The sequence below is a fragment of the Streptomyces sclerotialus genome, assembly GCF_040907265.1.
GTDB lineage: Bacteria > Actinomycetota > Actinomycetes > Streptomycetales > Streptomycetaceae > Streptomyces > Streptomyces sclerotialus.
Genome location: NZ_JBFOHP010000002.1, coordinates 1428624 through 1453271 on the forward strand (window position 1 = coordinate 1428624; position 24648 = coordinate 1453271).

Sequence of the window (24648 nt, forward strand, 5' to 3'; positions counted from 1 at the left end):
AACGGCGCCGCCCGGCCTCGCCGTCGCGTTCTCCGTCAGTGCGCGTGGCCGCCGTGCGACCCGGACTCCGGCTCGGCCGTCTCCTCGGCTGCCGTGCCGGCGGGCGTGCCCTCCGCGCGTACCGTGAAGGCCGCCGTGCGGACCTTGCCCTGGTGCTGGAAGTCGAGGAAGAGGCGGTACGTGCCGGGGCTCGGCGCCGTGGCGGTGAAGGAGACCTCAGGGCCCGGCTTCGTCCTGCCGTCGCCGGGGGCGCCGTTGGGGTGGACGTGGAGGTAGGCCAGGTCGCCGGAGCGCAGCGCCACGAGGTGGCCGTAGGCGCCGAGGTAGGGCTGGAGGTCGGTGACCGGGCGGCCGTCCTTGCTGACCTTCAGCGTCAGCTCGTCCTCCGCGCCCGGTCGCAGCCGCCCGTCGAGGGTGACGGTGTAGCCGTCGACCTTCGCGACCTTGGCGGGGGCGGGCAGCGCTGCAGGGCGGTAGTTCCCGGTGACGGCCAGGTCTGCGCCCAGCGTGAGGCCGTCGGCGCCCTTGGCGGCCGGGGTGAAGTCGGCGAAGAGGCGGTAGCCGCCGACCTTCGGGAGCTCGGCGTCCGTGCTCCAGGTGCCGTCGGCCGCGCGGGTGGGGTGCAGGTGCCGGTACGTGCCCAGGTCCCGTGAGGCGAGGATCAGGTGCAGTTCCTTGCCGTGCTCGCGCCGGAACGCCGTGACCTGCCGGCCGGAGTCGTCGCGGACGGCGAAGCGGAGCGCGGACTTCTCACCCGCGGGGACGCGCGGGGTCTTGAGGTCGAGCGCGTAGCCGTCCTGGGAGATCTGCAGGCCGCCGGGCGGCATGTCGTGTCCCCCGGCTTGTTTCTCGTGCTCACCGCTGCCTTCCGCCGCGCCGTCGCCGTGCTGTCCGGCGTGCGCGGCGGGCTCGGGGGCCGCGATGGGGGCGACGGCGTTGCCCACTCCGTACGCGGCCCCGAAGGAGGCGGCGAGCGCGGCGACGAAGGCGGTGATCTTCGCTGGGGTGTTCATCGGGCTTCTCCTCGAATCGTCGGTCACCACGTCCGGGCGTCGGTCACCGCTGACGGGCGGCTGGGGCGCACTGCCGGCCGTACGCCGTGGAGCGCGCGGCCGACCTGCACGTAGCCACGGAGCATATACCCCCTCGGGGTATATGCAAGCCCCGGTCGAGCGCTTGCCATGGATACGGGGTGGGGGTATACATGACAGGGCCGCCGCCGATACCCCCCTAGGGTATGCGGGTAACGGCTGGTGTATCCCAGAGTCGATCGCTTCCCAGGAGGAACCATGTCCAACTGCTGTACACCCGACGGCAGCTGCCAGACCGACGGCGCGCAGACCACCGCGACCGCCGTCGCCGACAGCCGGACCACGGTCTACGCGATCGCCGGAATGACCTGCGGCCACTGCAAGGCAACGCTCACCAAGGCCATCGGCGAGGTCGACGGCGTGCTGAGCGTCGAGGTCGACGTCGAAGCCGGCACCGCGAGCGTCGTGAGCGCGGACGAGCTCGACGACGCGAAGATCGCCGAGGTCGTCGACGAGGCCGGATACGAACTGACCGGCCGGGCCGCCTGACCCAGGCCCCGTCGCCGGGCCCGCGTTACCGCGCGGGCCCGGCGGCCTGACGCAACTGAGGAGCAGTGATGACTACCATCGCGGAATCCCACGAGGTCGAGCTCGCCATCGGTGGCATGACGTGCGCCTCGTGCGCGGCCCGTATCGAGAAGAAGCTCAACCGCATGGACGGGGTCGAGGCCACCGTCAACTACGCCACGGAGAAGGCCAAGGTCAGCTACCGAGGCGCGGACGTCTCCGTGACCGACCTGATCGCCACCGTCGAGGCGACCGGCTACACCGCCCAGGAGCCGGCTCCGCCCCGCACCGACAGCGCTCCCGAGGGCGAGCAGGGAGCGGACGAGCCCGACGAGCTCCGGCCGCTGCGCCAGCGGCTGGTGACCGCGGTGGCGCTCGCCGTGCCGGTGATCGCGATGGCGATGGTCCCGGCGTTGCAGATCGAGTACTGGCAGTGGCTGTCCCTGACGCTCGCCGCCCCGGTCGTGACGTACGCCGCCTGGCCCTTCCACCGCGCCGCCTGGACCAACGCCAAGCACGGCGCCGCCACCATGGACACGCTGATCTCGGTCGGTACGACGGCCGCGTTCCTGTGGTCGCTGTGGGCGCTGTTCTTCGGTACGGCCGGTACGCCCGGCATGACGCACCCCTTCGAGCTGACCATCGCCCGCACCGACGGCGCCGGGAACATCTACCTGGAGGCCGCGGCCGGGGTCACCGCCTTCATCCTGGCCGGGCGCTATTTCGAGGCCCGCTCCAAGCGGAAGGCCGGCGCCGCCCTGAAGGCGCTGCTGGAGCTGGGCGCCAAGGAAGTCACCGTGCTGCGCGACGGCCGGGAAGTGACCGTCCCGACCGCCGAGTTGCAGGTCGGGGACCGTTTCCTGGTCCGTCCCGGTGAGAAGATCGCGACCGACGGCACCGTCGTCGAAGGCTCCTCGGCCGTCGACGCGTCGATGCTGACCGGCGAGTCGGTACCCGTCGAGGTCTCGGTCGGCGACGCGGTCACCGGTGCCACGCTGAACGCCGGCGGCCGGCTCGTGGTCGAGGCCACCCGGGTGGGCGCCGACACCCAGCTGGCGCGGATGGCGAAGCTGGTGGAGGACGCGCAGAACGGCAAGGCCGCGGCGCAGCGCCTCGCCGACCGGATCTCCGCCGTCTTCGTCCCCGTCGTCATCGCGCTCGCGCTGGGCACGCTCGGCTTCTGGCTGGGCAACGGCGCGGGGCTGACGGCCGCTTTCACCGCAGCCGTCGCCGTACTGATCATCGCCTGCCCGTGCGCCCTGGGCCTGGCCACACCGACCGCGCTGATGGTCGGCACCGGCCGCGGCGCCCAGCTCGGCATCCTGATCAAGGGCCCCGAGGTGCTGGAGACCACCCGCAAGGTCGACACCATCGTGCTGGACAAGACCGGTACGGTCACCACCGGTCAGATGACCCTGCTCGCCGTCCACACCGCGCCCGGCGCCGACGAGGCCGACGTACTGCGGCTGGCCGGTGCGCTGGAGCACTCCTCCGAGCACCCGATCGCGCGCGCCGTCGCCGACGGCGCCGCCAAGAAGGTGGGCACGCTGCCCGCTCCCGAGGACTTCGCCAACGTCGCGGGCCTCGGTGTGCAGGGGGTCGTCGACGGCCACGCCGTCCTCGTCGGCCGCGAGAAGCTGCTGGCCGAGTGGGCCATCGCGCTGCCCGACGGGCTGGCGCGCGCCAAGTCCGAGGCGGAGGCCGCGGGCCGCACGGCCATCGCGGTGGCCTGGGACGGTGAGGCGCGGGCCGTGCTGGAGGTCGCCGACGCCGTGAAGGAGACCAGCCCCGAGGCCATCCGGCGGCTGCGTGCCCTGGGGCTCACCCCCATCCTGCTCACCGGCGACAACGAGGCGGTGGCCAAGGCGGTCGCCGCCGAGGTCGGCATCGACGAGGTGATCGCCGAGGTCATGCCGGAGGACAAGGTGAACGTCGTCAAGCGCCTCCAGGACGAGGGCCGGAGCGTGGCCATGGTCGGTGACGGTGTCAACGACGCCGCCGCGCTGGCCCAGGCCGACCTGGGCCTGGCCATGGGCACGGGCACGGACGCGGCGATCGAGGCCGGCGACCTCACCCTCGTACGCGGAGACCTGCGTGCCGCGGCCGACGCCATCCGGCTCTCCCGCAAGACGCTCGGCACGATCAAGTCCAACCTCTTCTGGGCCTTCGCCTACAACGTCGCGGCCCTCCCCCTCGCCGCTTCCGGCCTGCTCAACCCGATGATCGCGGGGGCCGCCATGGCCTTCTCCTCGGTCTTCGTGGTCGGCAACTCCCTGCGGCTGCGCGGCTTCACGCCCCAGTCCTGACGCCCGGCCGGCGAGGGGCCGGAGACTTCCCGCTCCGGCCCCCGCCGGCTCCGGCAGGTCATGCCCGGTACGGGCGGACGATCCGGCACGTTCCGATGAGATGAGGCGTCAGTGACCGGTTACCAGAACCACAAGGACGACATCCTGCGCCGGCTGCGCCGCGTCGAGGGGCAGGTGCGGGGACTCCAGCGGATGGTGTCCGAGGACACCTACTGCATCGACGTACTGACACAGGTCTCCGCGACCAGCGCGGCCCTGCAGTCCTGCGCTCTCGCGCTGCTCGACGAACACCTCAACTGCTGCGTCACCGAGGCGATCGGCAGGGGCGGGGGCGAGGCGCGGGAGAAGGTCACCGAGGCCTCGGCGGCCATCGCCCGTCTCGTGCGGTCATGAGGCCTCGTACGGTCACCGGGCGCACAAGCGTCGTACGATGTGCCACGGCCATGTGGCGGCGTCATGCCGCGGAAGGGGGACAGCGTGCGCCGGCTGGGGGAACTGGAAGCTGAGATCATGGACCGGCTCTGGCGATGGGACCGGCCCGCCACCGTGCGCGACGTGGTGGACGACATCAACCGCACGCGCACCGTCGCCTACACGACCGTCATGACCGTCGCCGACATCCTCCACCGCAAGGGTCTGCTGCGCCGGCAGAAGAGCGGCCGGGCGTGGGTGTACGAGCCGGCGCACAGCCGCGAGGAGTACACCGCGGCCCTCATGCAGGAGGCGCTGGGGCACACCGAGGACCGGCGGACCGCACTGCTGCACTTCGTCGAATGCATGTCGCCGGAGGACGTCGAAGCGCTCAACGCCGCGCTCCGCTCCACCCGGCAGCCGGACTGACCGATGCTGCATCACCTGGTACTGCCGCTGGGGATCGCCCTGGGCAGTGCCCTGCTCGCGCCCGGTCTGCTGGCTCGCGCCCGCTGGGCCCCGCACGCCCCGCGCCTGGCGATCGCGAGCTGGCTCACCCTGGCCGTGCTCATGACGGCCGCGGTGGGGCTGGGCCTGGCGCAGCTCCTGCTGCCGCTGGCCGGGGCGCACGACGCACTGGCCCTGATCGTGGCCTGCGCGACCGCGGAGGGCGGCGCGGCGGAGCCCAGCGGCCGGCTGTACCTCCTGCTGGCCGGCTCGCTGGCCACGGCCGCGCTCCCGCCCGTACAGGCCCTGGCCAGGGAGCACCGCAGGACCCGGCGGGCCCGGACGCGCCACGCCGATCTGCTGCGGCTGGTGGGACGGCGTTCCGCACCGCTGGGCGCGGTGGTCATCGACCACGCGGTGCCGACGGTGTACTGCCTGCCCGGCCGGTCACCGCAGATCGTGGTGAGTTCGGGGGCCGTCCGTACGCTGAGCAAGCGGCAGCTGGACGTGGCGCTGGCCCACGAGCGGGCGCACCTCCGCGGCCGTCATCACTGGCTCGGCGCCGCCGCGCGTGCCTTCGGCACGTCCTTCCGGTGGCTGCCCCTCGGCCGCCGTCTGCTCCGCGAGGTACCGCTCCTGCTGGAGATGGCGGCCGACGACCGCGCGCTGCGGCACGGGTCGCGGCAGGCGCTGGCGGCGGCCCTGTACGAGATGGCGGCCGGGCAGGCGGCCCAGGGCACCCTCTCGCTGAGCGGTTCCTCCACCGCCGTGCGGGTCCGTCGTCTCCTGACCACCGAACGGCCTCGCCGGGCCGCGGCGCGTGGTGCGCTCACCGTGCTGGGGTGCGGACTCGCCGCCGCTCCGCTCCTGGTGACGTGCTGTGTGCTGTAGGCGCCGCCGCGATCTACTTACTTACTACGTAAATTCGTATTCCCCGGGTGCGCGGCGGAACAGCCGGCAGATATTTCCGTGGAATGATTGCGGTCTTGCGAAATCGCCGGGAAGGCTGATTGCATAAGCGACTTGAGGTCTATGGTGGACCGCAGTGGGGCGGCTACGCCCGCGGGAGGGATGAGGCTCCATGGGCCAGGTGGACGTGCGGTTGGCGGTCGAGTCGGACACTCCGGCGGTGTCCCGCATCGTCGCCGAATCACTCCGTAATAGCTATTCGGACCTGCTCGGTAAATCCGCCGTCGAGCGCCTGGTCAGTCAGCAATGTTCGCTGGCTCGAATTCGTACGGAAATCGGAGCGCCGGGCAGCGGGCCCGGCTGGCTGGGCTGGCTCGTCGCCACCACGGCGGACGGCACGGTCATCGGTGCGGCGGCCGGCGGCATCGCCGAGGCGGGTTCGGGCGAGGTGTATTCCTTGTGCGTGACCGGGGCCCATCGCCGTCATGGCGTGGGCAGCTCCCTCCTGACCGCCGTCACGGACCAGCAGCTGAAGAACGAAGCGCGGCAGCAGCGGATCTCCCTGCTCGCCGCCCAGGACCCCGCCGTTCCCTTCCTCAGCCGGCACGGCTTCCGGCCCGCCGAGGAGAGCGCCGCGGACCGGCCCCGGTACGCGCGCGCCGTGTGAGAAAGCACCGCACCATCCGTCCGGCACCGTGGCGCGTTCACGCCATCGCGTGGACACGCAGCCGTCGGCCATAGCTCGCGGCGCCCCTTCCCGGACAGGATTTTCCCCAGGTACGGCCCCGGCGGCACGGGTGCCGTCCCGGTCGGCAGTGTCCGCCCGAAGGACCCTGGAGGAGCCATGGACGTGCGAACCAGAACCGCCCCTACGGCGTTGCGCGATGCCCCGGACGCGCGGACGTCTTCCCTGCTCTCCTCGGCGCAGGACACCCTCGACGCGACCGCTGTGCCGTCCTGGACCGCGGACGAGCTCACCGGCGGGCTGTGGCTGCCCGGCCTGGAGAGCGTCGCGCCGCAGGACGCGCAGGACGTGTGGTTGCACGAGGCGCTGCTCGGCCCGCACAGCGCCGACATCGTGGGCTACCTCCGGCTGGCGCGCCGGACCGGCGGTCCCGTGCTCGACCTGGGGTCGGGCCCGGGCCGGCTGGCCGTACCGTTCGCGCGGCACGGGTTCGCCGTCGCGGCGGTGGACCGGGACGGCCCCAGCCTGAAGCGGCTGCGGCGCTGGGCGGACCGGCTCGGCAGCAGCACCTCGGCGCTGGTCACCACGGTCCGCTCCGACCTCACGCAACTGCGGCTCCGGCAGGACTACCGGCTGGTGGTGCTGGCCGGATCGATGATCATGGCGGTGCCGCCGGCCGCACGCGGGCGGCTGCTCCGCCACATCGCGGCGCATCTCGGCACGGGCGGTCTCCTGGCCCTGGACTACGCCGAGCACTCCGTGCGCGCTCTCGCGGAACAGCCCGTCCGCACGTGGGCGTTCGACGTACCGCGCTGTGACGACGTGACCGAACGCGTCGTGGCACGGCAGGTCTTCGACCTCACGGAGGGGACCGAAGAGATCACTTATCATTGCGCACGCACGGTGGGCCACCGGACGCACCGCAGCGTGCTCAGGACACACAAGTGGCTGGTGGAAACCGACTGGTTGGCACAGGAAATCCAGGCCGCCGGGCTGCAGGTGGCCCAGCGGAAGCCGCACCGGATCGCCCGTGCCACGGACCATGTGCTCTTGATTTGCCGTACCGCCCCATGATGAGGTGACGGCGGTCATGGCTTGATCGGTGGACAGCGGCCGCCGGTCAGGAATGTGACGAGTCGCTGAGGGGCGCGGCTTATGACTGAGGGGGATGGCCGCAACGTGTCCAGATCCGGTTCCGGTGGCAGTAGCGAGGACCTTGCGTTCGATCTCTACCAGGCCTTGCGCTCCCGGGGGGCAGCGGGTTTCTCCGCCGTGGCCCGGGAGTTAGGGCTCGCCCCCGCGGAAGCCGGCGCACTGCGCGCCGAATTGGAACAGCTCGGACTGCTCGTCCCCACCGACCCGGTACACACCGCCGGTCTGGACACCAATCCCGGATGGGTGCACGACAAGGCCGATGACACGGTCGCGGCCATCGACCCGGAAGTCGCACTGCTACGGCTCCTGGAGCACGAGCAGACCACATTGCGGGAAAGGCTCCGGCAGACCGACGAGGCGTACAGCCGGCTGGAAATGCTGGCCGGACGATTTCTGCGAGCCGGTGCCGTTTCGAATTCCGAGGTGGAAGTCGAGGTTCTCACCGACTACCGCCGTATTCAGCAAGTCGTGGAAGACGTGCTCGACGTCGTGCACGACAGCATCGCTTCCATGCATCCCGGCGCCATCGACACGGCCACTCTGGACCGCTCCCTCAGCCGCGACAAACGCATGGTGGACGAAGGCGTCCGCGTCCGCGTCATCTACAACCAGCGTTTCGCTTCCGTGCCCGCGCTCGCGGAATTCTTCCGGCGGCAGGCGGGCGTGGGCGTCGAGGTCCGCCTCTCCCCCGTCGTCCCGATGAACATGATTCTGGGCGACCACCAGTTCGCCCTCCTGCCGGCGGACCCCGAGGACCACACCGCCGGCGCGATCCTCGCGCGGGGCCCGGCGCTGGTCCGCTCGTACCTCGCCGTGTACGAGTACTGCTGGCACACCTCCGCCGCCTTCGGTGAGGAGGAGGACCCCGAACGCGGCGGCGACGGCCTCACCGAACAGCAGCGGGCCGCGCTGCGCATGCTCGCCGACGGCATGAAGGACGAGAAGATCGCCCGCAATCTCGGCGTCTCCCTCCGCACGGTCAGCCGTCTCCTCTCGGAGGTCATGCAGGCCCTCGGCGCCGGCAGCCGCTTCGAGGCGGGCGTACGCGCCACCCGGATGGGCTGGCTGGACTAGCAGCCGGCGTCGGCCGTCCCGACTACAGGTACGATGGGGTCAAACTTTTGGCCTGACCAGGTGGCGGAGACATGAAGCGCGATGTACTGCCGGAGCAGCGCGAAGCGGCGATGCAGCAGCTGCGCGATGTCGGGCTCCGGGTGACGGGACCGCGGCTGGAAGTCCTCAAGGTGCTGCGCGAGGGCGGGCACCTGGACGTCGAGGAGATCACCGCGATCGCCCGTGAGCGGCTCGGCACCCTCACGAGCCAGGCGGTCTACGAAATGCTCAGGCATTTCCTGGACACGGGTCTGGTGACGAAGTTCGACCGGCCCGGCTTTCCCGCGGTGTTCGAAGCGGCAGCGGAACCGCACCACCACGCCCTGTGCACCCGGTGCGGCCGGGTGGTCAACATAGACGTCCAGGCCCCTGCGCCGTCGCGCAAGGGCCTGAGCGGCTGGCGCATGAACGCCGCCGAGCTGGTGTACAAGGGCGAGTGCCCGGAGTGCCGTTAGACCGCGGAACCGGCCGGGGGCCAGTCGATCTGCGGGTCCACGACGGTGGCCCCGGACACCGCCGGCGGCCAGTCGATCTCGCTCGCCAGGAAGGTCGCCGGGCCCGCCTCCCGGTCCACCGCGCCGGCGGCCGCCGCGGGCACGGCGACCGCCGTGCACAGAGCCGCCGCGACGGCGAACCGACGGAGCGCGCAACGAATTCCGGCGTACGAGAACATGAATCCTCCAGGGAGTTCGAAAGGGATTTGCCGCCCGTTCCCGTGCCGCCGGGATTTCCTCGGGCTGACTCTTCAATAATCCCGTCCGACCACCGGCCGATCCAGCTTTCGCGACGTCGTGCCCGCGCCATGGCGTGAGTGCGTCACGACCACCGGAAGTGGAATGCACCCCTCTCCGGTCCGCGTTCCGGGGACCTTTCCGGAATTCAATTCTCCGCACCACACGCACATTCTTGGGGCAACCAAATCTATGGTACGGTCACCAATGCGGCATCATAGAGGCGAACTCTCCCTGAACCGGCGGGAACTCAGCACCTCCAGGGGCGTGGTCCCGCCCGGGCGGGGGCGTGCCGCCGCCCCTGCCCACCCCTCGCGTACGGTCCGAGGCAGCTCGTTCGTAGGTGGCGAGCGTCGCCTCCGCCGCAGTCTCCCAGGTCATGCCCGCCGCGTGCCGGACCCCCGCCCTGCCCATCGCGCGCGCACGGCGCGGAGCACGGGCCAGAGCCAGCAACTGCCGTGCGTAGTCCGCGGGCCGGTGACCGTCGACCAGGAGCCCGGTCACGCCGTCCCGGACCGCCGTCGGCAGCCCGCCCACCCGCGCCGCGAGTACCGGCGTGCCGCAGGCCTGCGCCTCCGCCGCCACCAGCCCGAACGATTCGCTGCGCGAGGGGACGACCAGGACGTCGGCGGCCCGGTACCAGTCGGCCAGCGCCCGCCGGCGCACCGCCGGCTCCCTGCGTACGACACCGTCGACGCCCAGCCGGCGGCACAGGGCGGGCAGTCCGGGCGCGTGCGTGCCGCTCCCGCTGAGCCCGCCGATGACGGGGACCAGCAGACGCGTACGGAGCTCGGGGGCGAGGTCCAGGAGTTCGGCGATGGCTCTGATCAGTACGTCCGGCCCCTTCAGCGGCTGGATCCGGCCGACGAAGAGCGGCACGAAGGCGTCCGGCGGCAGGCCGAGACGGCGGCGGGCGTCCTGCCGGCCGGCGCCGGGGCTGAAGGTGCCGGTGTCGACGCCCGGCCGGACGATGTCGATACGGGCGGCCTCGGCTCCGTAGAGGTCGCGGAGCGCGGCGGCCTCGTCGGCGGTGTTCGCGATCAGCCGGTCGGCGGCGTCGACGACCTGGTGCTCGCCCAGGATGCGGACGGCGGGTTCGGCGTCGTCGCCCGGCGCCAAGGAGGCGTTCTTCACCCGGCCCAGGGTGTGCATGGTGTGCACGAGCGGCACCCGCCAGCGGCCGGCGACGGCCCGGCCCACCTGGCCGGACAGCCAGTAGTGGGAGTGGACGACGTCGTACGGACGGCGTTCGCCGGCGGCCCGGAGCAGGTCGCGCGAGAACGCGGGCAGCATGCCCGGCAGCGCTTCCTTGGCGAGCGGGCCGCAGGGGCCGGCGTGGAGGTGCTGAACGGTCACCCGCTCGGCGAGCCGGACGCGGGCCGGCAGGCCCTCGCCGCGGCAGCGGGTGAACACGTCGATCTCGGCGCCCTTGGCGGCCAGCGCGCGGGCCAGCTGCACCATGTAGACGTTCATGCCGCCGGCGTCGCCGGTGCCGGGCCGGTGCAGGGGCGAAGTGTGCACGCTGAGCACGGCGACGCGAGGCGGCCGGGAAGCGGAGCGGGGCACGTGGTCTCCTTCGAGGGGGCCACGTGCCCCGCCGCTGCCGTAGCGGCACAGTGTCCGTACGGGACCCGGCGGCGCACGCGGCAGACGGACGGCCCCGGTGCGTGATGCGCCGGGGCCGGTGGGGACACGATCCGCGTGCGGTCCGGAACGGACCGGGCGGACCGGGGCGGGCGGGTAGCGGGATCAGAACCCGAAGACGGGGCCTGAGGGGGGTGACAGCCTGGTGCCGGGCGCAGGCGCCACGAGCGCGGCCGCGGTGATCGCGCGGCCGGCGGGCAGCCCGAGAGCCGCCGCCAGCCGGTCGGCGCCTTCCGGCATCACCGGCCGGGCCCACGCCGACAGCGCACCGGCCACCTCCAGCTGGGCGACGAGGGCGGCCGTGCCGCGGCCGTGGCCTGTCGGGCGGCGCCTTTCGTGGGCGTTGATGTGGGCGAAGTCGTCGACGGAGCGGACGGTCTCGTCCAGCAGGGCGACCGCGTGCCGCGGGTCGAACGAGTCCGGCGCGTACGCCACGGCCAGGTCCTCGGCCGTACGCAGCAGCAGCTCGCGCAGCCGCGGCCAGCCGGCGCCGCCGGGCTCGGCGTCCGGCACCCGGCCCGCGCAGTCCTGCCGTATCTGGGCGAAGAGCCGCGTCAGCCAGCTGTTCCAGGTGGCGTCGAGGGTCCGGCGGGCCTGCTCCAGGTCCGTACGGCTGAAGTGGACCGGACGCCCGACGGGGCGGGACTGCAGCACGTGCCGCCGCAGGGAGTCGGAACCGAACTCGGTGAGCAGGTCCAGCGCCCATACGGTCCCGGGCTGTTCGCCCGGCACGATGCCGTCGTCCAGCACCAGGGGTTCATTGACGCAGAATCCCTGGGGCAGCTTGATGCCTTGGGCCAGCATGAGGGCGGGGAGCAGCACGGTCTGGCAGAAGGCGTGGTCGAAGCCGCAGAAGTGCACGGTCCGTTCGGGTGCGGCGTTGAGGTCCAGCCGGTAGCCGAAGAGGTGGATCGCGGCGGCTTCGAAGCACGCGTCGATGCGGTGTCCGGCGAAGTCCTCACCCGGTACGGGCAGGCCCCACTCCCCCGGGTGGCAGACGGCGACGTCCGGCAGTCCGTCCTCGGCGAGCTGCTCGCACAGTGCCGCGAGGCGGGGCGGCAGTTCGGCGGCCGCCCAGTAGTCGGCCAGCTGGTCGCGGAAGGGCTCCAGCGGGAGGTGGAGCCGGCGGCAGCGGCGCATCGTCGCGGGGGTGTCGCAGAGCGCGCAGCGCGGCTCCAGCAGTTCGCCGCCGCTGTTGGGCCGGGCGCAGGACGGGCAGGCGTTGCCGTCGCAGGGCAGCGCGCAGTGCGGACAGGTGCCGTGTGCGTGCGCGCCGTGCAGCCAGCGGCCGCAGGGTTCGCAGTACGGCATGAGCCGGGTGCGGGCCGCGAGGACGCCCTCGTTGCGGAGCCGGGTGAAGAGGTCCCCCACCCAGCTCGCGTAACCGTCGGCGGTGCGGGGGTGGACGATGCGGTCGAAGACGACTCCGGCGCGCAGCAGGTCGGCGCAGATGGCCTGGCGGTAGCCCTCCGCCACCTCTTCCGGCTTGCGGCCGGTGCGCAGCGCGCGGAGTTCGACGGAGCTGCCGTGCTCGGCGGTGCCGGTGGTGAAGAGGACGGGCCTGCCGTCGGCGCGGAGGGCGCGGCTGAGGACGTCGGCTGCGACGTACGGGCCGGCCAGGTGGCCGATGTGGAGCTCGCCGTGGGCGGCGGGCGGGGTCGCGGTGATCCAGAGCGGGACGCTCACGGGCGGACCTCCTTGGTGTGCTGGGGGGCCTGTGCCATGCGACAGGCTCTAGTGGGGCTCGAAGTGGAAGGAGCGGATGAAGCAGTCCCGCGGCTGCTCGACGGCGTAGACGATGCAGTCGAAGAGCGCCTGGCCGGTGAGTTTGTCGTCGGGGTCGGCACCGAGTCCGGCCCACTCCACGGACCGCGGGTCGGCCGTGGAGAAGTCCGGCGGGTAGAGGGAGAAGACGCGTACGCCGGAGGGGCGCAGCCGGTGGGAGAGGATGTCGGCGAACCCCGCCTGCGCGTTCTTCGCCGCGTAGAAGGCGTCGTGCGCGGAGGTCCTGGCGGCTCCCGCACCGCCCCGTACCGCCACCATGTTCACGATGTCCGGCCGGTGGGATCTGCGCAGCAGCGGCAGGAAGTGCTTCACCATGAGGACGGTGCCGCCCGCGGTGGAGCCGATGGTCTCGACGATCTGGTCGTCCGAGGCGTCGTCGAGCTCGTCGCCGTCGAGCCAGCGCGCGCCGTTGTTCACCAGGAGATCGACGCGTTCGCTGTGCTCGCCCACTTTCCGGGCGAATTCCCGGATCTCGGCCGGGCGGTTCAAGTCGCAGCCGAATGCGTGAATTCGGTCGCGCGCGGCTCCGAGGACTTCCGTCCGGGTACGTTCCGCCGCTTCGACGGTCCGCGCGGAAACGAATACTTCGGCTCCCAGGTGTGCGAATCCCACGGCAAGTGATCGCCCGAATTCGCGCGAGGCGCCGGTCACCACGACACGCAGGTTCTCGAAAGTCATCCTGTCCCGTTCTCCTGAATCGGCTGGACCGTTCAACGAGCCTGGCAGACGGAACGGGAAAGGTCTGCGGTAAACGGCGGCAGGTTCACGCCGTGGCGTGGGTACGCCAGGGCAGCGCGACGTGCCGCTCCAGCACGCGTACCCGTTTGCCGGGGACGCTGACGCGGGCCAGCCGGGGGTCCGGTGCGCCCGTGACGGTCGCGGTGACCCGCGCGGGCCCCGCGGGACTCGCCACGAGGAGGGCGTGCGGCGGGCAGCCGGCCGCGCGGGCCAGCCGGTACGGCACCGTGCCGGCGACGGTCGTGGCCGCGGCCAGGCACGTCAGCCCCGTCATGGCGAAGGAGGGGTGCCAGCCGGGTTCGGTCAGTGCGCGGACGACGAGGCGTCCCGCTCCGCCGGCCCCGACGACCGCGATCTTCGGCAGGGCGCCACCGGACGGCAGGCCCAGCACCGACCGCGCCGCGCCCCTCAGCCGCCGCAGCCGGCCGAAGTCGGCGCTCCCGGCCGCGAACAGGGCCGACCGCCCGTCCAGCCCGAGTTCCCGGGCGTCGACGAACACGTACGGGTTGCCGAACCGCACCAGCGACACCGTGTGCACCCCGTCGGCGGTGCCGAGCACGTCCTCGGGGCTGCCGGTGGGCAGCAGGTCCGCCGGCCGCGGCATGGCGGGCAGGAAGTGCACGGTGTACGTGCCGTCGGCGGCCTGCTCGCAGACCACCGCCCCGGTGCCGTCCGGAGTGCGTGTCCGCACGCGGACGGTACCGCCCAAGCCGCTCACGGCCACGGCCGCCAGCAGCGAATGACCGCATGCGCTCCCGAAGGCGAACCCGTCGGCGCGCCCCGCCAGCCCCTGCACGAACCGGTACTCCAGGTCGAAGAAGGGGCACCGGGAGCGCCGGACGAGCGCATACTTCAGCACGTCTCCCCACCCGCCGGCCCGGAGGCCCCTCCGCACCTCGTACAGGAACTCGGCCAACTCTTCCTCGCCGGCCGGGGCTTCGGACGCGTCCAGGACCAGCGTGGGCCCCGGCGCGCCCTCGGCCATGGCGAGGTGTGCGCTCACGCGGCGGCTCCGGCGAGTGCGGGCGACGGCGCGGCGGTACGGGGTGCCGCCGGGCGCAGGGCGCGCAGCTCCTGCCGCCACAGCTCGTGCACGAGCAGTGCCCAGAGGGCCATGGCACTGGTGCCGGTGGGCCGGCGCAGGTGGGCGGTGAAGAGTGCGCGCAGGCCGCGCGGGGACAGCCGCGGGTCGAGGTGCGGCCCGGCGGCCAGCACGTCCTGGGCCAGCGCCATCAGGGGCGTACCCGGTACCAGCATCGCCGCGACGGGCAGCAGGAAGGGCTGCTTGGGCCGCCGGATCACGGCCTCCGGCAGCAGTCCCCGAGCGGCTTCGTACAGGGCCCTCTTGCCGGTCCTCAGCGGGGCGGGCAGGCGGGCGGCGAGACCGGTCACGGAGGGCTGGAGGAAGGGCGGCCTGGCTTCGACCGCCCAGGCCATGCTGAGGTGGTCCAGCCGCCTGAGGTGGTAGGCGGGCAGCCGCTGGAAGGTCTCGAACGCGGTCAGCGTGGCGTGCCGGTCGCTGTCCGCCGAGGCCAGCCGGTCGGTGAGGCGCTGTTCGGCGGTCCCCCGGTCGGCCAGGCAGGCGCGGTAGTCGGGGGTGTAGAGCGACTCGCGCAGGGAGCGGGGCACGGCGGCGAGCGCGGCGACGTAGGGGGCGACCCAGCCGGGGCCGGGCGGTGCCGCCAGGGCCGTACGCATCCGGTCGTACCCGCCGAACAGCTCGTCGGCGCCGTCACCGGTCAGGGCCACGGTGAAGCCCTCGTTGCGCACCGCCCGGAACAGCGCGTAGGTGCTGAGGGTGATCGGGTCGGCGTTGGGCTGCCCGAGGTGCCACACCGTGCGCGGCAGCAGGTCGGCGAACTCGGCGGGGTCGGCCTCGATCTGGTGGTGCACGGTGCCGCTCCGCCTCGCGACGGCGCGGGCGAAGCCGTGCTCGCTGTTCGGCCACTCGCCGCGGTACGTCAGGTGGAACGTGTGCAGCGGCGGCGCCTGCGACGCGTTGCTGTCCTCCGCTGCCAGGGCGGTCACCAGGCCGGAGTCGAGGCCCCCGCTGGTGATGGCGCAGACCGGGACGTCGGCCTGGGCGAGCCGGCGCACCTCATGGCGGAGTGCGTCCCGCACACCGAGCGGTGCGCTGGGGCTCCGGTGGGGCGGCCGGCGGTGCAGGCGCAGTCCGCCTCCCCTGGTGGCCAGGGCGGTCGCGCCGGGCGGCAGGGTCCGGATGCCCCGCAGGGCGGTCTGCTGGCCGAGGCAGGTACGGGTGGTGAGGTACTCGTCGAGGGCTTCCTCGCGGTGCTCGGCCGGGACCTGCGGGAAGCCGAGCAGTGCGGGCAGTTCGGAGGCGAAGCGCACGCCACCGTCGGCGGCTGCGTGGTAGTAGAGCGTCTTCATGCCGTGGTCGTCGACGGCGAGGAGCAGCCGCGGCTCCTCCGGGCGCAGGTCGACGACGGCGAGGGCGAACATGCCGTCCAGCAGGCCGACGAAGCCCGGCCCGTGCTCGGCGTACAGCGCGGGGATCACCGTGCCGTCGCAGTCGTCGGGCAGTACGTGCCCCAAGGCCCGTACTTGTGCCCGCAGTTGCCGGTGGTTGTAGATCTCGCCGTTGAGCACGGCGACGATGCCGGGCGCGCTGGGGAGGCGGTACGGCTGGCCGCCTCCGGAGGGGTCGGTGACGGCGAGCCGGTTGCACCCCAGCGACCAGCCCGGACCGCGTGCGACGCCGTGGGCGTCGGGTCCGCCGTGCCGCTGCCGCCCGGAGACGGCGGCCAGCTCCTGGCCGGTGGCCCTGGTGGCGAACGTTCCGCAGATCCTGCACATGACGACTACCTCCGAGCCCGGGGCCCTGACACCGGCATCAACAGCCTCACTGGATGCACCCAATGATTTGAATCTACCAATTCTTGTGGTGGCGCGTCAGTGCAATGGCGTGAACCGGCCACGGCCGCCGCCTTGCCCGGCACACCGGCGCACCGCACGCTGATCGCATGAGCGACTCCCCCATCGGACCGCACCGACGCAGCGCGCCCGAGCGGCTGTTAGTGGTCGCCGCGCACCCGGACGACATCGAGTTCTGCGTGAGCGGAACGGTCATGCAGTGGATCGAACGCGGCACCGAGGTGACGTACTGCATCGTCACGGACGGCGGCGCGGGCGGTTACGACGAACGGCTGCCCCGGCAGGCCATGGCCGATCTGCGCCGCGCCGAACAGGCGCACTCCGCGAAACTCAGCGGCGTGCAGGACGTCCGCTTTCTCGGCTATCCCGACAGCCTCGTCGAGCCCGGCGTCGACCTCCGGCGCGACCTGTGCCGGGTCATCCGCGAGACGAGGCCGCAGCGCGCGATCATCCCGAGCCCGGAGATCAACTGGGCGCGCATCGCGGACGTCCACCCCGACCACCGGGCCGTGGGGGAAGCGGCGCTCCGCGCGATCTACCCCGAGGCACGGAACCCCTTCGCGCACCCCTCCCTCCTCAAGCACGAGGGCCTGCGCCCCTGGACCGTCCCGGAAACGTGGCTGATGACCGGCCCCCGCCCCAACCAGTACGTCGACGTCACCGCGGTCTTCGACCGCAAGGTCGAAGCCCTGCGCATCCACACCTCCCAGACCGCGCACTTCGACGACCTCGCCGGCCTGCTCCGCTCCTGGCTCGGCGAACACGCCCGGGCCGGCGGACTGCCGCCCGGACGCCTCGCCGAGGCGTTCCAGGTCGTCGACACGGCCTGAGAGCCTGTGTCCGAGGGGCCGGTCAGCCGTAGATGACCAGCTCGCTCTCCGTCGCACCGTGCAGCTCGTAGCGCGTACGGACCAGTGGGCGGCCCGCGTACAGCCGGATGAGGGTCGGTACATCGGCCTTCAGTGAGGCCGCGGGACGCCCGTCGACCTCGTTGCCGAGCACCAGTGGGGCGTCGTGCCCGGCCAGGACCGCATGGAGGCGCGGCGTGTGGCGCACCCGGCTGGTCACCGACAGGATCGCGAGCGCGTCCGCCGCCCCCCTGCCTCCGTACGCACCGGGCTCATCGAGCGCCTCGCGCACGTCCCCGGCATGCACCCACTCCCCCAACGCGATGACGTCCAGCTCACCGTCGGACGCGGCGATGACCGGGCCCGCCTCGGTGAGACCACGCTCCAGCTCGTCCAGGATCTGTGCCGTGGTCCAGTCGGCACGCTCGCGTACGTCGGCGGCGTTGGCTTCCGGCGTGAAGGCACCGTCGAGCCGCCCTTCGACGATGCGCACGAGCGCCGCCCCGCAGTGGGCCAGGACGTCACGTACGGTCCAGCCCGGGCACGCCGTACGAGCGGCGAAGCGGCTGGGTTCCGTACCGCGCAGCAGCGGCATCAGCGCGTCCCGCTCCGTACGCAGCAGCCGGCCGGGCAGCCAAGGATCTCGCTCGCCGGCCATCAGTAGCGGTAGTGGTCGGGCTTGTAGGGACCCTCGACCTCGACGCCGATGTAGGCGGCCTGCTCCGGGCGGAGCGTGGTGAGCTTGACGCCCAGCGCATCCAGGTGGAGCCGGGCCACCTTCTCGTCCAGGTGCTTGGGCAGAACGTACACGTCCGTCGGGTACTGCTCCGGCTTGGTGAACAGCTCGATCTGCGCCAGCGTCTGGTCCGCGAAGGAGTTGGACATCACGAACGAGGGGTGCCCGGTGGCGTTGCCCAGGTTCAGCAGCCGGCCCTCGGAGAGCACGATGAGGACCTTGCCGTCGGGGAAGGTCCAGGTGTGCACCTGCGGCTTGACCTCGTCCTTGACGATGCCCTCGATCTGCGCCAGACCGGCCATGTCGATCTCGTTGTCGAAGTGGCCGATGTTGCCCACGATCGCCTGGTGCTTCATCTTGGCCATGTCCGAGGCCATGATGATGTCCTTGTTGCCGGTGGTGGTGATGAAGATGTCCGCCGTCTCCACCACCTCGTCCAGGGTGGTGACCTGGTAGCCGTCCATCGCCGCCTGCAGCGCGCAGATCGGGTCGACCTCCGTGACGATCACCCGGGCGCCCTGGCCGCGCAGCGACTCCGCACAGCCCTTGCCCACATCGCCGTAACCGCACACCACGGCGGTCTTGCCACCGATCAGGACGTCGGTGGCCCGGTTGATGCCATCGACGAGGGAGTGGCGGCAGCCGTACTTGTTGTCGAACTTCGACTTGGTCACGGCGTCGTTCACGTTGATCGCCGGGAAGAGGAGGGTGCCGTCACGGTGCATCTCGTACAGCCGGTGCACACCGGTCGTGGTCTCCTCCGTCACACCACGGATCTGGGCGGCCAGCTTCACCCAGTCCAGGGAACTGTTCTCCAACAGGCGGCGTATCGCGGCGAGTTCATCGTTGCCGGCGGCGGGCAGCTCGCCCGTCTTCTCGTACTCGACGCCCTTGTGGACCAGGAGGGTGGCGTCGCCGCCGTCGTCCAGGATCATGTTCGGGCCGGCCCCGCCGGGCCAGCTGAGCGCCTGTTCCGTACACCACCAGTACTCCTCCAGCGTCTCGCCCTTCCAGGCGAAGACCGGGACACCGGCCGCAGCGATGGCGGCTGCGGCGTGGTCCTGGGTGGAGTAGATGTTGCAGGAAGCCCAGCGGACCTCGGCACCGAGGGCGACCAGGGTCTCGATCAGCACGGCGGTCTGCACGGTCATGTGCAGCGAACCGGTGATCCGGGCGCCGGCCAGCGGCTGGGCGGCGGCGTACTCCTTACGGAGGGCCATCAGACCGGGCATCTCGTGCTCGGCGAGGGTGATCTCCTTGCGGCCGAAGGCGGCCAGGGACAGGTCGGCGACCTTGAAATCGATGGACTCAGCAGGCACGGGCACTCCTTGAGGTCTGGATGCTGCGATGGATGTCGAGGGCCGCGGCGGAGCGGTTGAGGGTGATGTAGTGCAGTCCGGGGGCGCCTTCGGCGAGAAGGCGCGTGGCCATTTCCGTGGCGTACTCGACGCCGATGCGGTGGCCGTCGGCCGGGCGGTGGCGTGCCGCCTCCAGGCGGTGTGCCAGCTCCTCCGGGAACGCGGCACCGCTGAGTTCGGCGAAGCGGCGGATCTGGCGGACGTCCGTGGCCGGCATGATCTCCGGGATGATGGGGGTGTCGCACCCGGCCGCCGCCACCCGGTCCCGCAGCCGCAGATAGTCCTCGACGTGGAAGAACATCTGGGTGAGGGCGTAGTCGGCACCCGCCCGGCACTTGGCGACGAAGTGCCGGATGTCGCTCTCCCAGTCCGCCGAGCGCGGGTGGCGCTCAGGGAACGCCGCGACACCGATGGTGAAGTCGCCCAGCGAGCGGACCAGTTCGACGAGCTCGTACGCGTACCTGAGGCCCTGCGGGTGCGGCGTCCAGGTGCCCTTGGGGTCGCCGGGAGGGTCACCGCGCAGGGCGAGGATGTCGCGGATGCCGGCGTCCGCGTACCGGCCGATGATTGCCCGTAGTTCGGCGACCGAGTGGCCGACGGCGGTCAGATGCGCGACCGGCCGGAGAGTCGTCTCATCGGCGATGCGTTCGGTGAGCGCGATCGTACGGTCACGGGAGGAGCCGCCGGCGCCGTACGTCACGGATACGAAGTCCGGGGACAGGGCCTCCGCCCGCCGGATCGTCCGCCACAGCGCCTGCTCGCCCGCCGGTGTCTTCGGAGGGAAGAACTCGAAGGAGAAGGTGGGCCCTGGGTTCGTCGTCTTCACGCCCGCCTCCCGGCGTTGAAGTAGCCCGCCTGGGGGTGGTGGACGACGAGGGCGTCGGTGGACTGTTCGGGGTGGAGCTGGAATTCCTCGGAGAGGACGACGCCGATGCGCTCCGGCCGCAGCAGGTCGGCGATCTTTGCGCGGTCCGCCAGGTCCGGGCAGGCCGGATAGCCCAGGGAGTAGCGGCAGCCTTGGTATTCGGTGCGCAGCATTCCCTCCAGCGATTCCGGCTCGTGGGTGGCGATGCCCAGTTCGGTGCGGACGCGGGCGTGCCAGTACTCGGCGAGGGACTCGGCGAGCTGGACGGACAGGCCGTGCAGCTCCAGGTAGTCACGGTAGGAGTCGGCCGCGAAGAGCCTGGTGGTCTCCTCGCCGATCTTCGAGCCGACGGTGACGACCTGAAGACCGACCACATCGGTCTCGCCGGACTCCTCCGGGCGGAAGAAGTCCGCGAGGCACAGGCGGCGGCCGCGGCGCTGCCGGGGGAAGGTGAAACGGGTGCGCTCGGCACCGTGCTCGTCCAGGATGACCAGGTCGTCGCCCTTGGAGTAGCAGGGGAAGTAGCCGTGCACGACGGCCGCTTGGAGCAGGTTCTGTGTGCGCAGCCGGCCCAGCCACATCCGCAGCCGCGGCCGCCCGTCGGTCGCGATCTGTTCCTGCTTCAGGCCCCACTGGCCCTTGAAGAGCGCGCCTTCGTCCAGCCAGGAGGCGTAGTCGGCGAGCTGGATGCCCTTGACCACGCGGGTGCCCCAGAACGGCGGGGTCGGGACCGGGTTGTCGGTGGCCACATCGGAGCGGCCGCCGGTGTCCTGGGGCTCTTCGAGTGCCGTCCGCCGGTGCGGCACCCGGCGCTGCTTCAGCTCCGGCAGGCTCGCCCCGGGCACGCCCCGCTTGACCGCGATCAGGGCATCCATCAGGCGCAGGCCCTCGAAGGCGTCGCGGGCGTAGCGGACCTCACCCTCGTAGATCTCGTGCAGGTCCTGCTCGACATACGCGCGGGTCAGCGCGGCGCCGCCGAGGATGACGGGGAAGTCGGCCGCCAGCTTGCGCTGGTTGAGCTCCTCCAGGTTCTCCTTCATGATCACCGTGGACTTCACCAGCAGCCCCGACATCCCGATCACGTCGGCCTTGTGCTCCTCGGCGGCCTCCAGGATCGCCGAGACCGGCTGCTTGATACCGAGGTTGACCACGGTGTAGCCGTTGTTGGACAGGATGATGTCCACAAGGTTCTTGCCGATGTCATGGACATCACCGCGGACGGTGGCCAGCACGATGGTGCCCTTGCCCTCATCGCCCTCCACCTTCTCCATGTGCGGCTCCAGATAGGCCACCGCACTCTTCATCACCTCGGCGGACTGCAGCACGAACGGCAGCTGCATCTGACCGGAGCCGAACAGGTCCCCGACCACCTTCATGCCCGCCAGCAGCGTGTCATTGACGATGTCCAGCGCCGGACGCTCGGCCAGCGCCGCATCCAGGTCGGCCTCCAGGCCGTTCTTCTCACCGTCGATGATGCGCCGCTGCAGCCGCTCCTCCAGCGGCAGCGCCGCCAGCTCCTCGGCCGCCCCGGCCTTCAGCGACTTCGCCGTCGCCCCCTCGAAGAGGGCCATCAGCTTCTGCAGCGGGTCATACCCCTCGGACCGCCGGTCGTAGATCAGATCCAGGGCGACCTGGACCTGCTCCTCCTCCAGCCGCGCGATCGGCAAAATCTTCGACGCATGCACGATCGCCGAATCCAGCCCCGCCTTGACACACTCGTCCAGGAAGACGGAGTTCAGCACGATGCGCGCGGCCGGGTTCAGCCCGAAGGAGATGTTCGACAGACCCAGCGTGGTCTGCACCTCCGGATGGCGCCGCTTCAACTCCCGGATCGCCTCGATGGTGGCGACCCCGTCCTTACGGGACTCCTCCTGACCGGTGCAGATGGTGAAGGTCAGGGTGTCGATGAGGATGTCGGACTCGCGGATGCCCCAGTTGCCGGTCAGATCGGCGATGATCCGCTCGGCCACGGCCACCTTGTGCTCGGGGGTACGGGCCTGGCCCTCCTCATCGATGGTCAGCGCGATCAGCGCCGCACCGTGCTCCTTCGCCAGCGCGGTGACCTTCGCAAAACGCGAGTCGGGCCCGTCACCGTCCTCGTAGTTCACCGAGTTGATGACCGCACGCCCGCCCAGCTTCTCCAGCCCCGCCTGGATGACAGGCACCTCGGTGGAGTCCAGCACGATAGGAAGCGTGGAGGCGGTGGCGAACCGCCCCGCCAGCTCGGTCATGTCCGCCACGCCGTCCCGGCCCACATAGTCCACGCACAGATCCAGCATGTGCGCGCCCTCGCGGATCTGATCCCGGGCCATCTCCACACAGTCATCCCACCGCCCCTCCAGCATCGCGGTGCGGAACTTCTTGGAACCGTTGGCATTGGTGCGCTCCCCGATCGCCAGGTAGGAGGTGTCCTGGCGGAAGGGCACGGTCTGGTACAGGGAGGCCGCACCCGGCTCCGGACGCGGCCGGCGCTCGGTGGGGGCGGTGCCGCGCACCCGCTCGACGACCTGGCGCAGGTGCTCAGGGGTGGTGCCGCAGCAGCCGCCCACCAGGGACAGCCCGTACTCGGCGACGAAGGTCTCCTGCGCATCGGCCAGCTCGGTCGCGGTGAGCGGGTAGTGGGCGCCGTCCTTGCCCAGCACCGGCAGGCCCGCGTTGGGCATGCAGGAGATCGGGACGCGGGAGTGGCGGGCCAGATAGCGCAGGTGCTCACTCATCTCCGCCGGGCCGGTGGCACAGTTCAGGCCGATCATGTCGATGCCCAGCGGCTCCAGCGCGGTCAGCGCCGCACCGATCTCCGAACCCAGCAGCATCGTGCCGGTCGTCTCCACCGTCACCGAGCAGATGATGGGCAGGTTCGTGCCGGTGGCCTCCAGCGCGCGGCGGGCCCCCAGCACCGCGGCCTTGGTCTGCAGCAGGTCCTGGGTGGTCTCCACCAGCAGCGCGTCAGCGCCCCCGGCGATCATTCCCTCGGCGTTCTGCTGGTAGGCGTCGCGCAGGGTGGTGTAGGGGGCGTGGCCCAGCGTGGGCAGCTTGGTGCCCGGGCCCATCGAGCCCAGCACCCACCGCTGCTGCCCGGTCTTCTCGGTGAACTCGTCGGCCACCTCGCGGGCGATCCGCGCCCCGGCCTCCGACAGCTCGTACACCCGCTCGGGGATGTCGTACTCCCCCAGCGCCGCATGGTTGGCGCCGAAGGTGTTGGTCTCCACGCAGTCCACACCGACCGCGAAGTACTCCTCGTGCACCGAGCGCACGATGTCCGGGCGGGTGAGGTTCAGGATCTCGTTGCAGCCCTCCAGCTGCTGGAAGTCATCCAGGCTGGGGTCCTGGGCCTGGAGCATGGTGCCCATGGCTCCGTCGGCGACCACGACGCGTGAGGCGAGGGCCTGGCGCAGTTCCTCGGCCCGTTGCGGGGTGGTGGTCACGTCAGCTCCCTCAGGTGGGGCAGGATGCGGGCGGGTACGGCGAAGCCGTACGCGGTGCGGAGCCGGGTCAGGAGCGGGTCGCGGTAGAGGCGGTACTCCTGGGTGCCGATGTAGTCGAGAGCCGTGGCGGCGATGGCGCAGCCCAGGCGGGCGGCGTCGGCGAGGGGAACGCCCCAGGTCACCGCGGCCACGAAGCCGGCCCGGAAGGCGTCGCCGACTCCGGTCGGGTCGACGACGCCGTCGACCGGCACGGCCGGGACCACGACCGGCGAGTGGTCCTCGCTCTGGAGGCGTACGCCGCCCTCTCCCAGGGTGGTGACCCAGCAGCCCACGCGGGCGCGGATCTGTTCGGCGGTCCATCCGGAGCGTTCCTGCAGCAGGGCCGCTTCGTACTCGTTGCTGAACAGCCAGCGGGCGCCTTCGACGAGCTGCCGGACCTCGGCGCGGTTCAGCCTGGCGAGCTGTTGCGAGGGGTCGGCGGCGAAGGGGATGTCGAGCTGCCGGCAGGCGGCCGTGTGGCGGAGCATCGCCTGCGGGTCGTCGGGGGAGATGACGACCAGGGCGAGGCGGCCGACCCGTGCGAGCACGTCGCACAGGTCGATGGTGCGGGCTTCGGCCATCGCTCCCGCGTAGAAGGTGGCGATCTGGTTCTGTCTGCGGTCGGTCGTGCAGACGAACCTGGCCGTGTGCAGGTCGGTGCTGATGTGTACGGAGTCGGTGTCGACCCCGTGTTCCTTGAGGTGGACGCGGTACGGCTCGAAGTCGGTGCCCGCTGCGCCGACCAGGACGGGGCGCTGTCCGAGCAGGCCCAGTCCGTAGCAGATGTTGGCTGCCACTCCCCCGCGGCGTATGTCGAGCCGGTCGGCGAGGAAGGACAGTGAGACCCGGTCCAGTTGCCCCGCGATGAGCTGATCGGTGAAACTTCCCGGGAAGGTCAGCAGATGGTCGGTGGCTATGGAACCGGTCACGACTGTCCGCACGATGTGCTCCTTTCTCGCT

The 24648-nt window shown here is 71.6% G+C and carries 22 protein-coding genes; 10 read left to right on the top strand and 12 right to left on the bottom strand.

The window, feature by feature from the left end:
- Positions 1-35: 35 nt before the first annotated feature.
- Positions 36-1013 (bottom strand): DUF8832 domain-containing protein, encoded by a 978-nt coding sequence (locus AAC944_RS06345; protein WP_037773508.1) that lies wholly within the window; start codon positions 1011-1013, stop codon positions 36-38.
- A gap of 276 nt (positions 1014-1289) precedes the next feature.
- On the opposite strand from AAC944_RS06345, the gene AAC944_RS06350 reads away from it, so the two are divergent.
- From AAC944_RS06350 to AAC944_RS06390, 9 genes are all read left to right on the top strand, one after another.
- Positions 1290-1580, top strand: a complete 291-nt coding sequence (locus tag AAC944_RS06350) for a heavy-metal-associated domain-containing protein (protein WP_030624060.1) — start codon at positions 1290-1292, stop codon at positions 1578-1580.
- 68 nt (positions 1581-1648) lie between these two features.
- Positions 1649-3904: a heavy metal translocating P-type ATPase gene (locus AAC944_RS06355; protein ID WP_107054264.1), complete on the top strand. Its 2256-nt coding sequence runs from the start codon at positions 1649-1651 to the stop codon at positions 3902-3904.
- Between the two features lie 111 nt (positions 3905-4015).
- Positions 4016-4297 carry a metal-sensitive transcriptional regulator gene (locus AAC944_RS06360; RefSeq protein ID WP_030624054.1) on the top strand — a complete coding sequence of 94 codons (282 nt, stop codon included), beginning with the start codon at positions 4016-4018 and terminating at the stop codon, positions 4295-4297.
- Positions 4298-4381: 84 nt separating this feature from the next.
- Positions 4382-4744 (top strand): BlaI/MecI/CopY family transcriptional regulator, encoded by a 363-nt coding sequence (locus AAC944_RS06365; protein WP_030624051.1) that lies wholly within the window; start codon positions 4382-4384, stop codon positions 4742-4744.
- 3 nt (positions 4745-4747) lie between these two features.
- Positions 4748-5653: a M56 family metallopeptidase gene (locus AAC944_RS06370; RefSeq protein ID WP_030624048.1), complete on the top strand. Its 906-nt coding sequence runs from the start codon at positions 4748-4750 to the stop codon at positions 5651-5653.
- Positions 5654-5843: 190 nt separating this feature from the next.
- On the top strand, positions 5844-6338 hold the full coding sequence (locus tag AAC944_RS06375) for a GNAT family N-acetyltransferase (RefSeq protein WP_051872400.1): 495 nt from the start codon (positions 5844-5846) through the stop codon (positions 6336-6338).
- Between the two features lie 183 nt (positions 6339-6521).
- The gene (locus AAC944_RS06380) at positions 6522-7430 is read left to right on the top strand and encodes a class I SAM-dependent methyltransferase (protein ID WP_196943356.1); all 909 of its coding nucleotides are present in this window, start codon (positions 6522-6524) and stop codon (positions 7428-7430) included.
- Positions 7431-7628: 198 nt separating this feature from the next.
- Complete coding sequence (locus AAC944_RS06385) at positions 7629-8585, top strand: helix-turn-helix transcriptional regulator (protein WP_368396942.1); 957 nt, start codon at positions 7629-7631, stop codon at positions 8583-8585.
- 71 nt (positions 8586-8656) lie between these two features.
- Positions 8657-9079 (top strand): Fur family transcriptional regulator, encoded by a 423-nt coding sequence (locus tag AAC944_RS06390; RefSeq protein WP_051872399.1) that lies wholly within the window; start codon positions 8657-8659, stop codon positions 9077-9079.
- Here AAC944_RS06390 and AAC944_RS06395 read toward each other — a convergent pair.
- From AAC944_RS06395 to asnB, 6 genes are all read right to left on the bottom strand, one after another.
- Entirely contained in the window at positions 9076-9297 is a 222-nt protein-coding gene (locus AAC944_RS06395) for a hypothetical protein (RefSeq protein WP_030624033.1), read from the bottom strand. The two genes, AAC944_RS06390 and AAC944_RS06395, sit on opposite strands and share 4 nt — an antisense overlap.
- Before the next feature lie 259 nt (positions 9298-9556).
- On the bottom strand, positions 9557-10921 hold the full coding sequence (gene mshA, locus AAC944_RS06400; RefSeq protein WP_063760035.1) for a D-inositol-3-phosphate glycosyltransferase: 1365 nt from the start codon (positions 10919-10921) through the stop codon (positions 9557-9559).
- Positions 10922-11104: 183 nt separating this feature from the next.
- On the bottom strand, positions 11105-12685 hold the full coding sequence (locus AAC944_RS06405; protein WP_030624027.1) for a class I tRNA ligase family protein: 1581 nt from the start codon (positions 12683-12685) through the stop codon (positions 11105-11107).
- A 48-nt stretch (positions 12686-12733) separates the two neighbouring features.
- Complete coding sequence (locus tag AAC944_RS06410) at positions 12734-13462, bottom strand: SDR family oxidoreductase (protein ID WP_030624025.1); 729 nt, start codon at positions 13460-13462, stop codon at positions 12734-12736.
- 85 nt (positions 13463-13547) lie between these two features.
- Positions 13548-14525: a PrpF domain-containing protein gene (locus AAC944_RS06415; protein WP_196943355.1), complete on the bottom strand. Its 978-nt coding sequence runs from the start codon at positions 14523-14525 to the stop codon at positions 13548-13550.
- The gene (gene asnB / locus AAC944_RS06420) at positions 14522-16339 is read right to left on the bottom strand and encodes an asparagine synthase (glutamine-hydrolyzing) (RefSeq protein ID WP_030624019.1); all 1818 of its coding nucleotides are present in this window, start codon (positions 16337-16339) and stop codon (positions 14522-14524) included. Before asnB ends, AAC944_RS06415 begins: the two co-directional genes overlap by 4 nt.
- A gap of 167 nt (positions 16340-16506) precedes the next feature.
- Here asnB and AAC944_RS06425 point away from each other — a divergent pair, with 167 nt between their 5' ends.
- A complete protein-coding gene (locus tag AAC944_RS06425) occupies positions 16507-17247 on the top strand; it encodes a PIG-L deacetylase family protein (RefSeq protein ID WP_030624016.1) in 741 nt (246 codons plus the stop codon).
- A gap of 22 nt (positions 17248-17269) precedes the next feature.
- Here AAC944_RS06425 and AAC944_RS06430 read toward each other — a convergent pair whose 3' ends face one another.
- Genes AAC944_RS06430 through AAC944_RS06450 form a run of 5 tightly spaced genes read right to left on the bottom strand, consistent with a single transcriptional unit; the run spans position 17270 to position 24629 of the window.
- Positions 17270-17923: a maleylpyruvate isomerase family mycothiol-dependent enzyme gene (locus tag AAC944_RS06430; protein ID WP_030624014.1), complete on the bottom strand. Its 654-nt coding sequence runs from the start codon at positions 17921-17923 to the stop codon at positions 17270-17272.
- Positions 17923-19320, bottom strand: a complete 1398-nt coding sequence (gene ahcY / locus AAC944_RS06435) for an adenosylhomocysteinase (RefSeq protein WP_368396946.1) — start codon at positions 19318-19320, stop codon at positions 17923-17925. Before ahcY ends, AAC944_RS06430 begins: the two co-directional genes overlap by 1 nt.
- Complete coding sequence (gene metF, locus AAC944_RS06440) at positions 19310-20185, bottom strand: methylenetetrahydrofolate reductase [NAD(P)H] (RefSeq protein ID WP_030625508.1); 876 nt, start codon at positions 20183-20185, stop codon at positions 19310-19312. Before metF ends, ahcY begins: the two co-directional genes overlap by 11 nt.
- Positions 20182-23649, bottom strand: coding sequence for a methionine synthase (gene metH, locus AAC944_RS06445; RefSeq protein WP_368396947.1), 3468 nt, complete (start codon positions 23647-23649; stop codon positions 20182-20184). The genes metF and metH overlap by 4 nt, the downstream gene beginning before the upstream one ends.
- Positions 23646-24629: a carbohydrate kinase family protein gene (locus tag AAC944_RS06450; RefSeq protein WP_030611068.1), complete on the bottom strand. Its 984-nt coding sequence runs from the start codon at positions 24627-24629 to the stop codon at positions 23646-23648. Before AAC944_RS06450 ends, metH begins: the two co-directional genes overlap by 4 nt.
- Positions 24630-24648 lie beyond the last annotated feature (19 nt).

Excerpts from the sequence above, each read along its gene's own strand:
- AAC944_RS06345 (WP_037773508.1), bottom strand. The coding sequence starts at position 1,013 with ATGAACACCCCAGCGAAGATCACCGCCTTCGTCGCCGCGCTCGCCGCC.
- AAC944_RS06350 (WP_030624060.1), top strand. The coding sequence starts at position 1,290 with ATGTCCAACTGCTGTACACCCGACGGCAGCTGCCAGACCGACGGCGCG.
- AAC944_RS06355 (WP_107054264.1), top strand. The coding sequence starts at position 1,649 with ATGACTACCATCGCGGAATCCCACGAGGTCGAGCTCGCCATCGGTGGC.
- AAC944_RS06370 (WP_030624048.1), top strand. The coding sequence starts at position 4,748 with ATGCTGCATCACCTGGTACTGCCGCTGGGGATCGCCCTGGGCAGTGCC.
- AAC944_RS06375 (WP_051872400.1), top strand. The coding sequence starts at position 5,844 with ATGGGCCAGGTGGACGTGCGGTTGGCGGTCGAGTCGGACACTCCGGCG.
- AAC944_RS06390 (WP_051872399.1), top strand. The coding sequence starts at position 8,657 with ATGAAGCGCGATGTACTGCCGGAGCAGCGCGAAGCGGCGATGCAGCAG.
- AAC944_RS06395 (WP_030624033.1), bottom strand. The coding sequence starts at position 9,297 with ATGTTCTCGTACGCCGGAATTCGTTGCGCGCTCCGTCGGTTCGCCGTC.
- AAC944_RS06410 (WP_030624025.1), bottom strand. The coding sequence starts at position 13,462 with ATGACTTTCGAGAACCTGCGTGTCGTGGTGACCGGCGCCTCGCGCGAA.
- asnB (WP_030624019.1), bottom strand. The coding sequence starts at position 16,339 with ATGTGCAGGATCTGCGGAACGTTCGCCACCAGGGCCACCGGCCAGGAG.
- AAC944_RS06425 (WP_030624016.1), top strand. The coding sequence starts at position 16,507 with ATGAGCGACTCCCCCATCGGACCGCACCGACGCAGCGCGCCCGAGCGG.
- AAC944_RS06430 (WP_030624014.1), bottom strand. The coding sequence starts at position 17,923 with ATGGCCGGCGAGCGAGATCCTTGGCTGCCCGGCCGGCTGCTGCGTACG.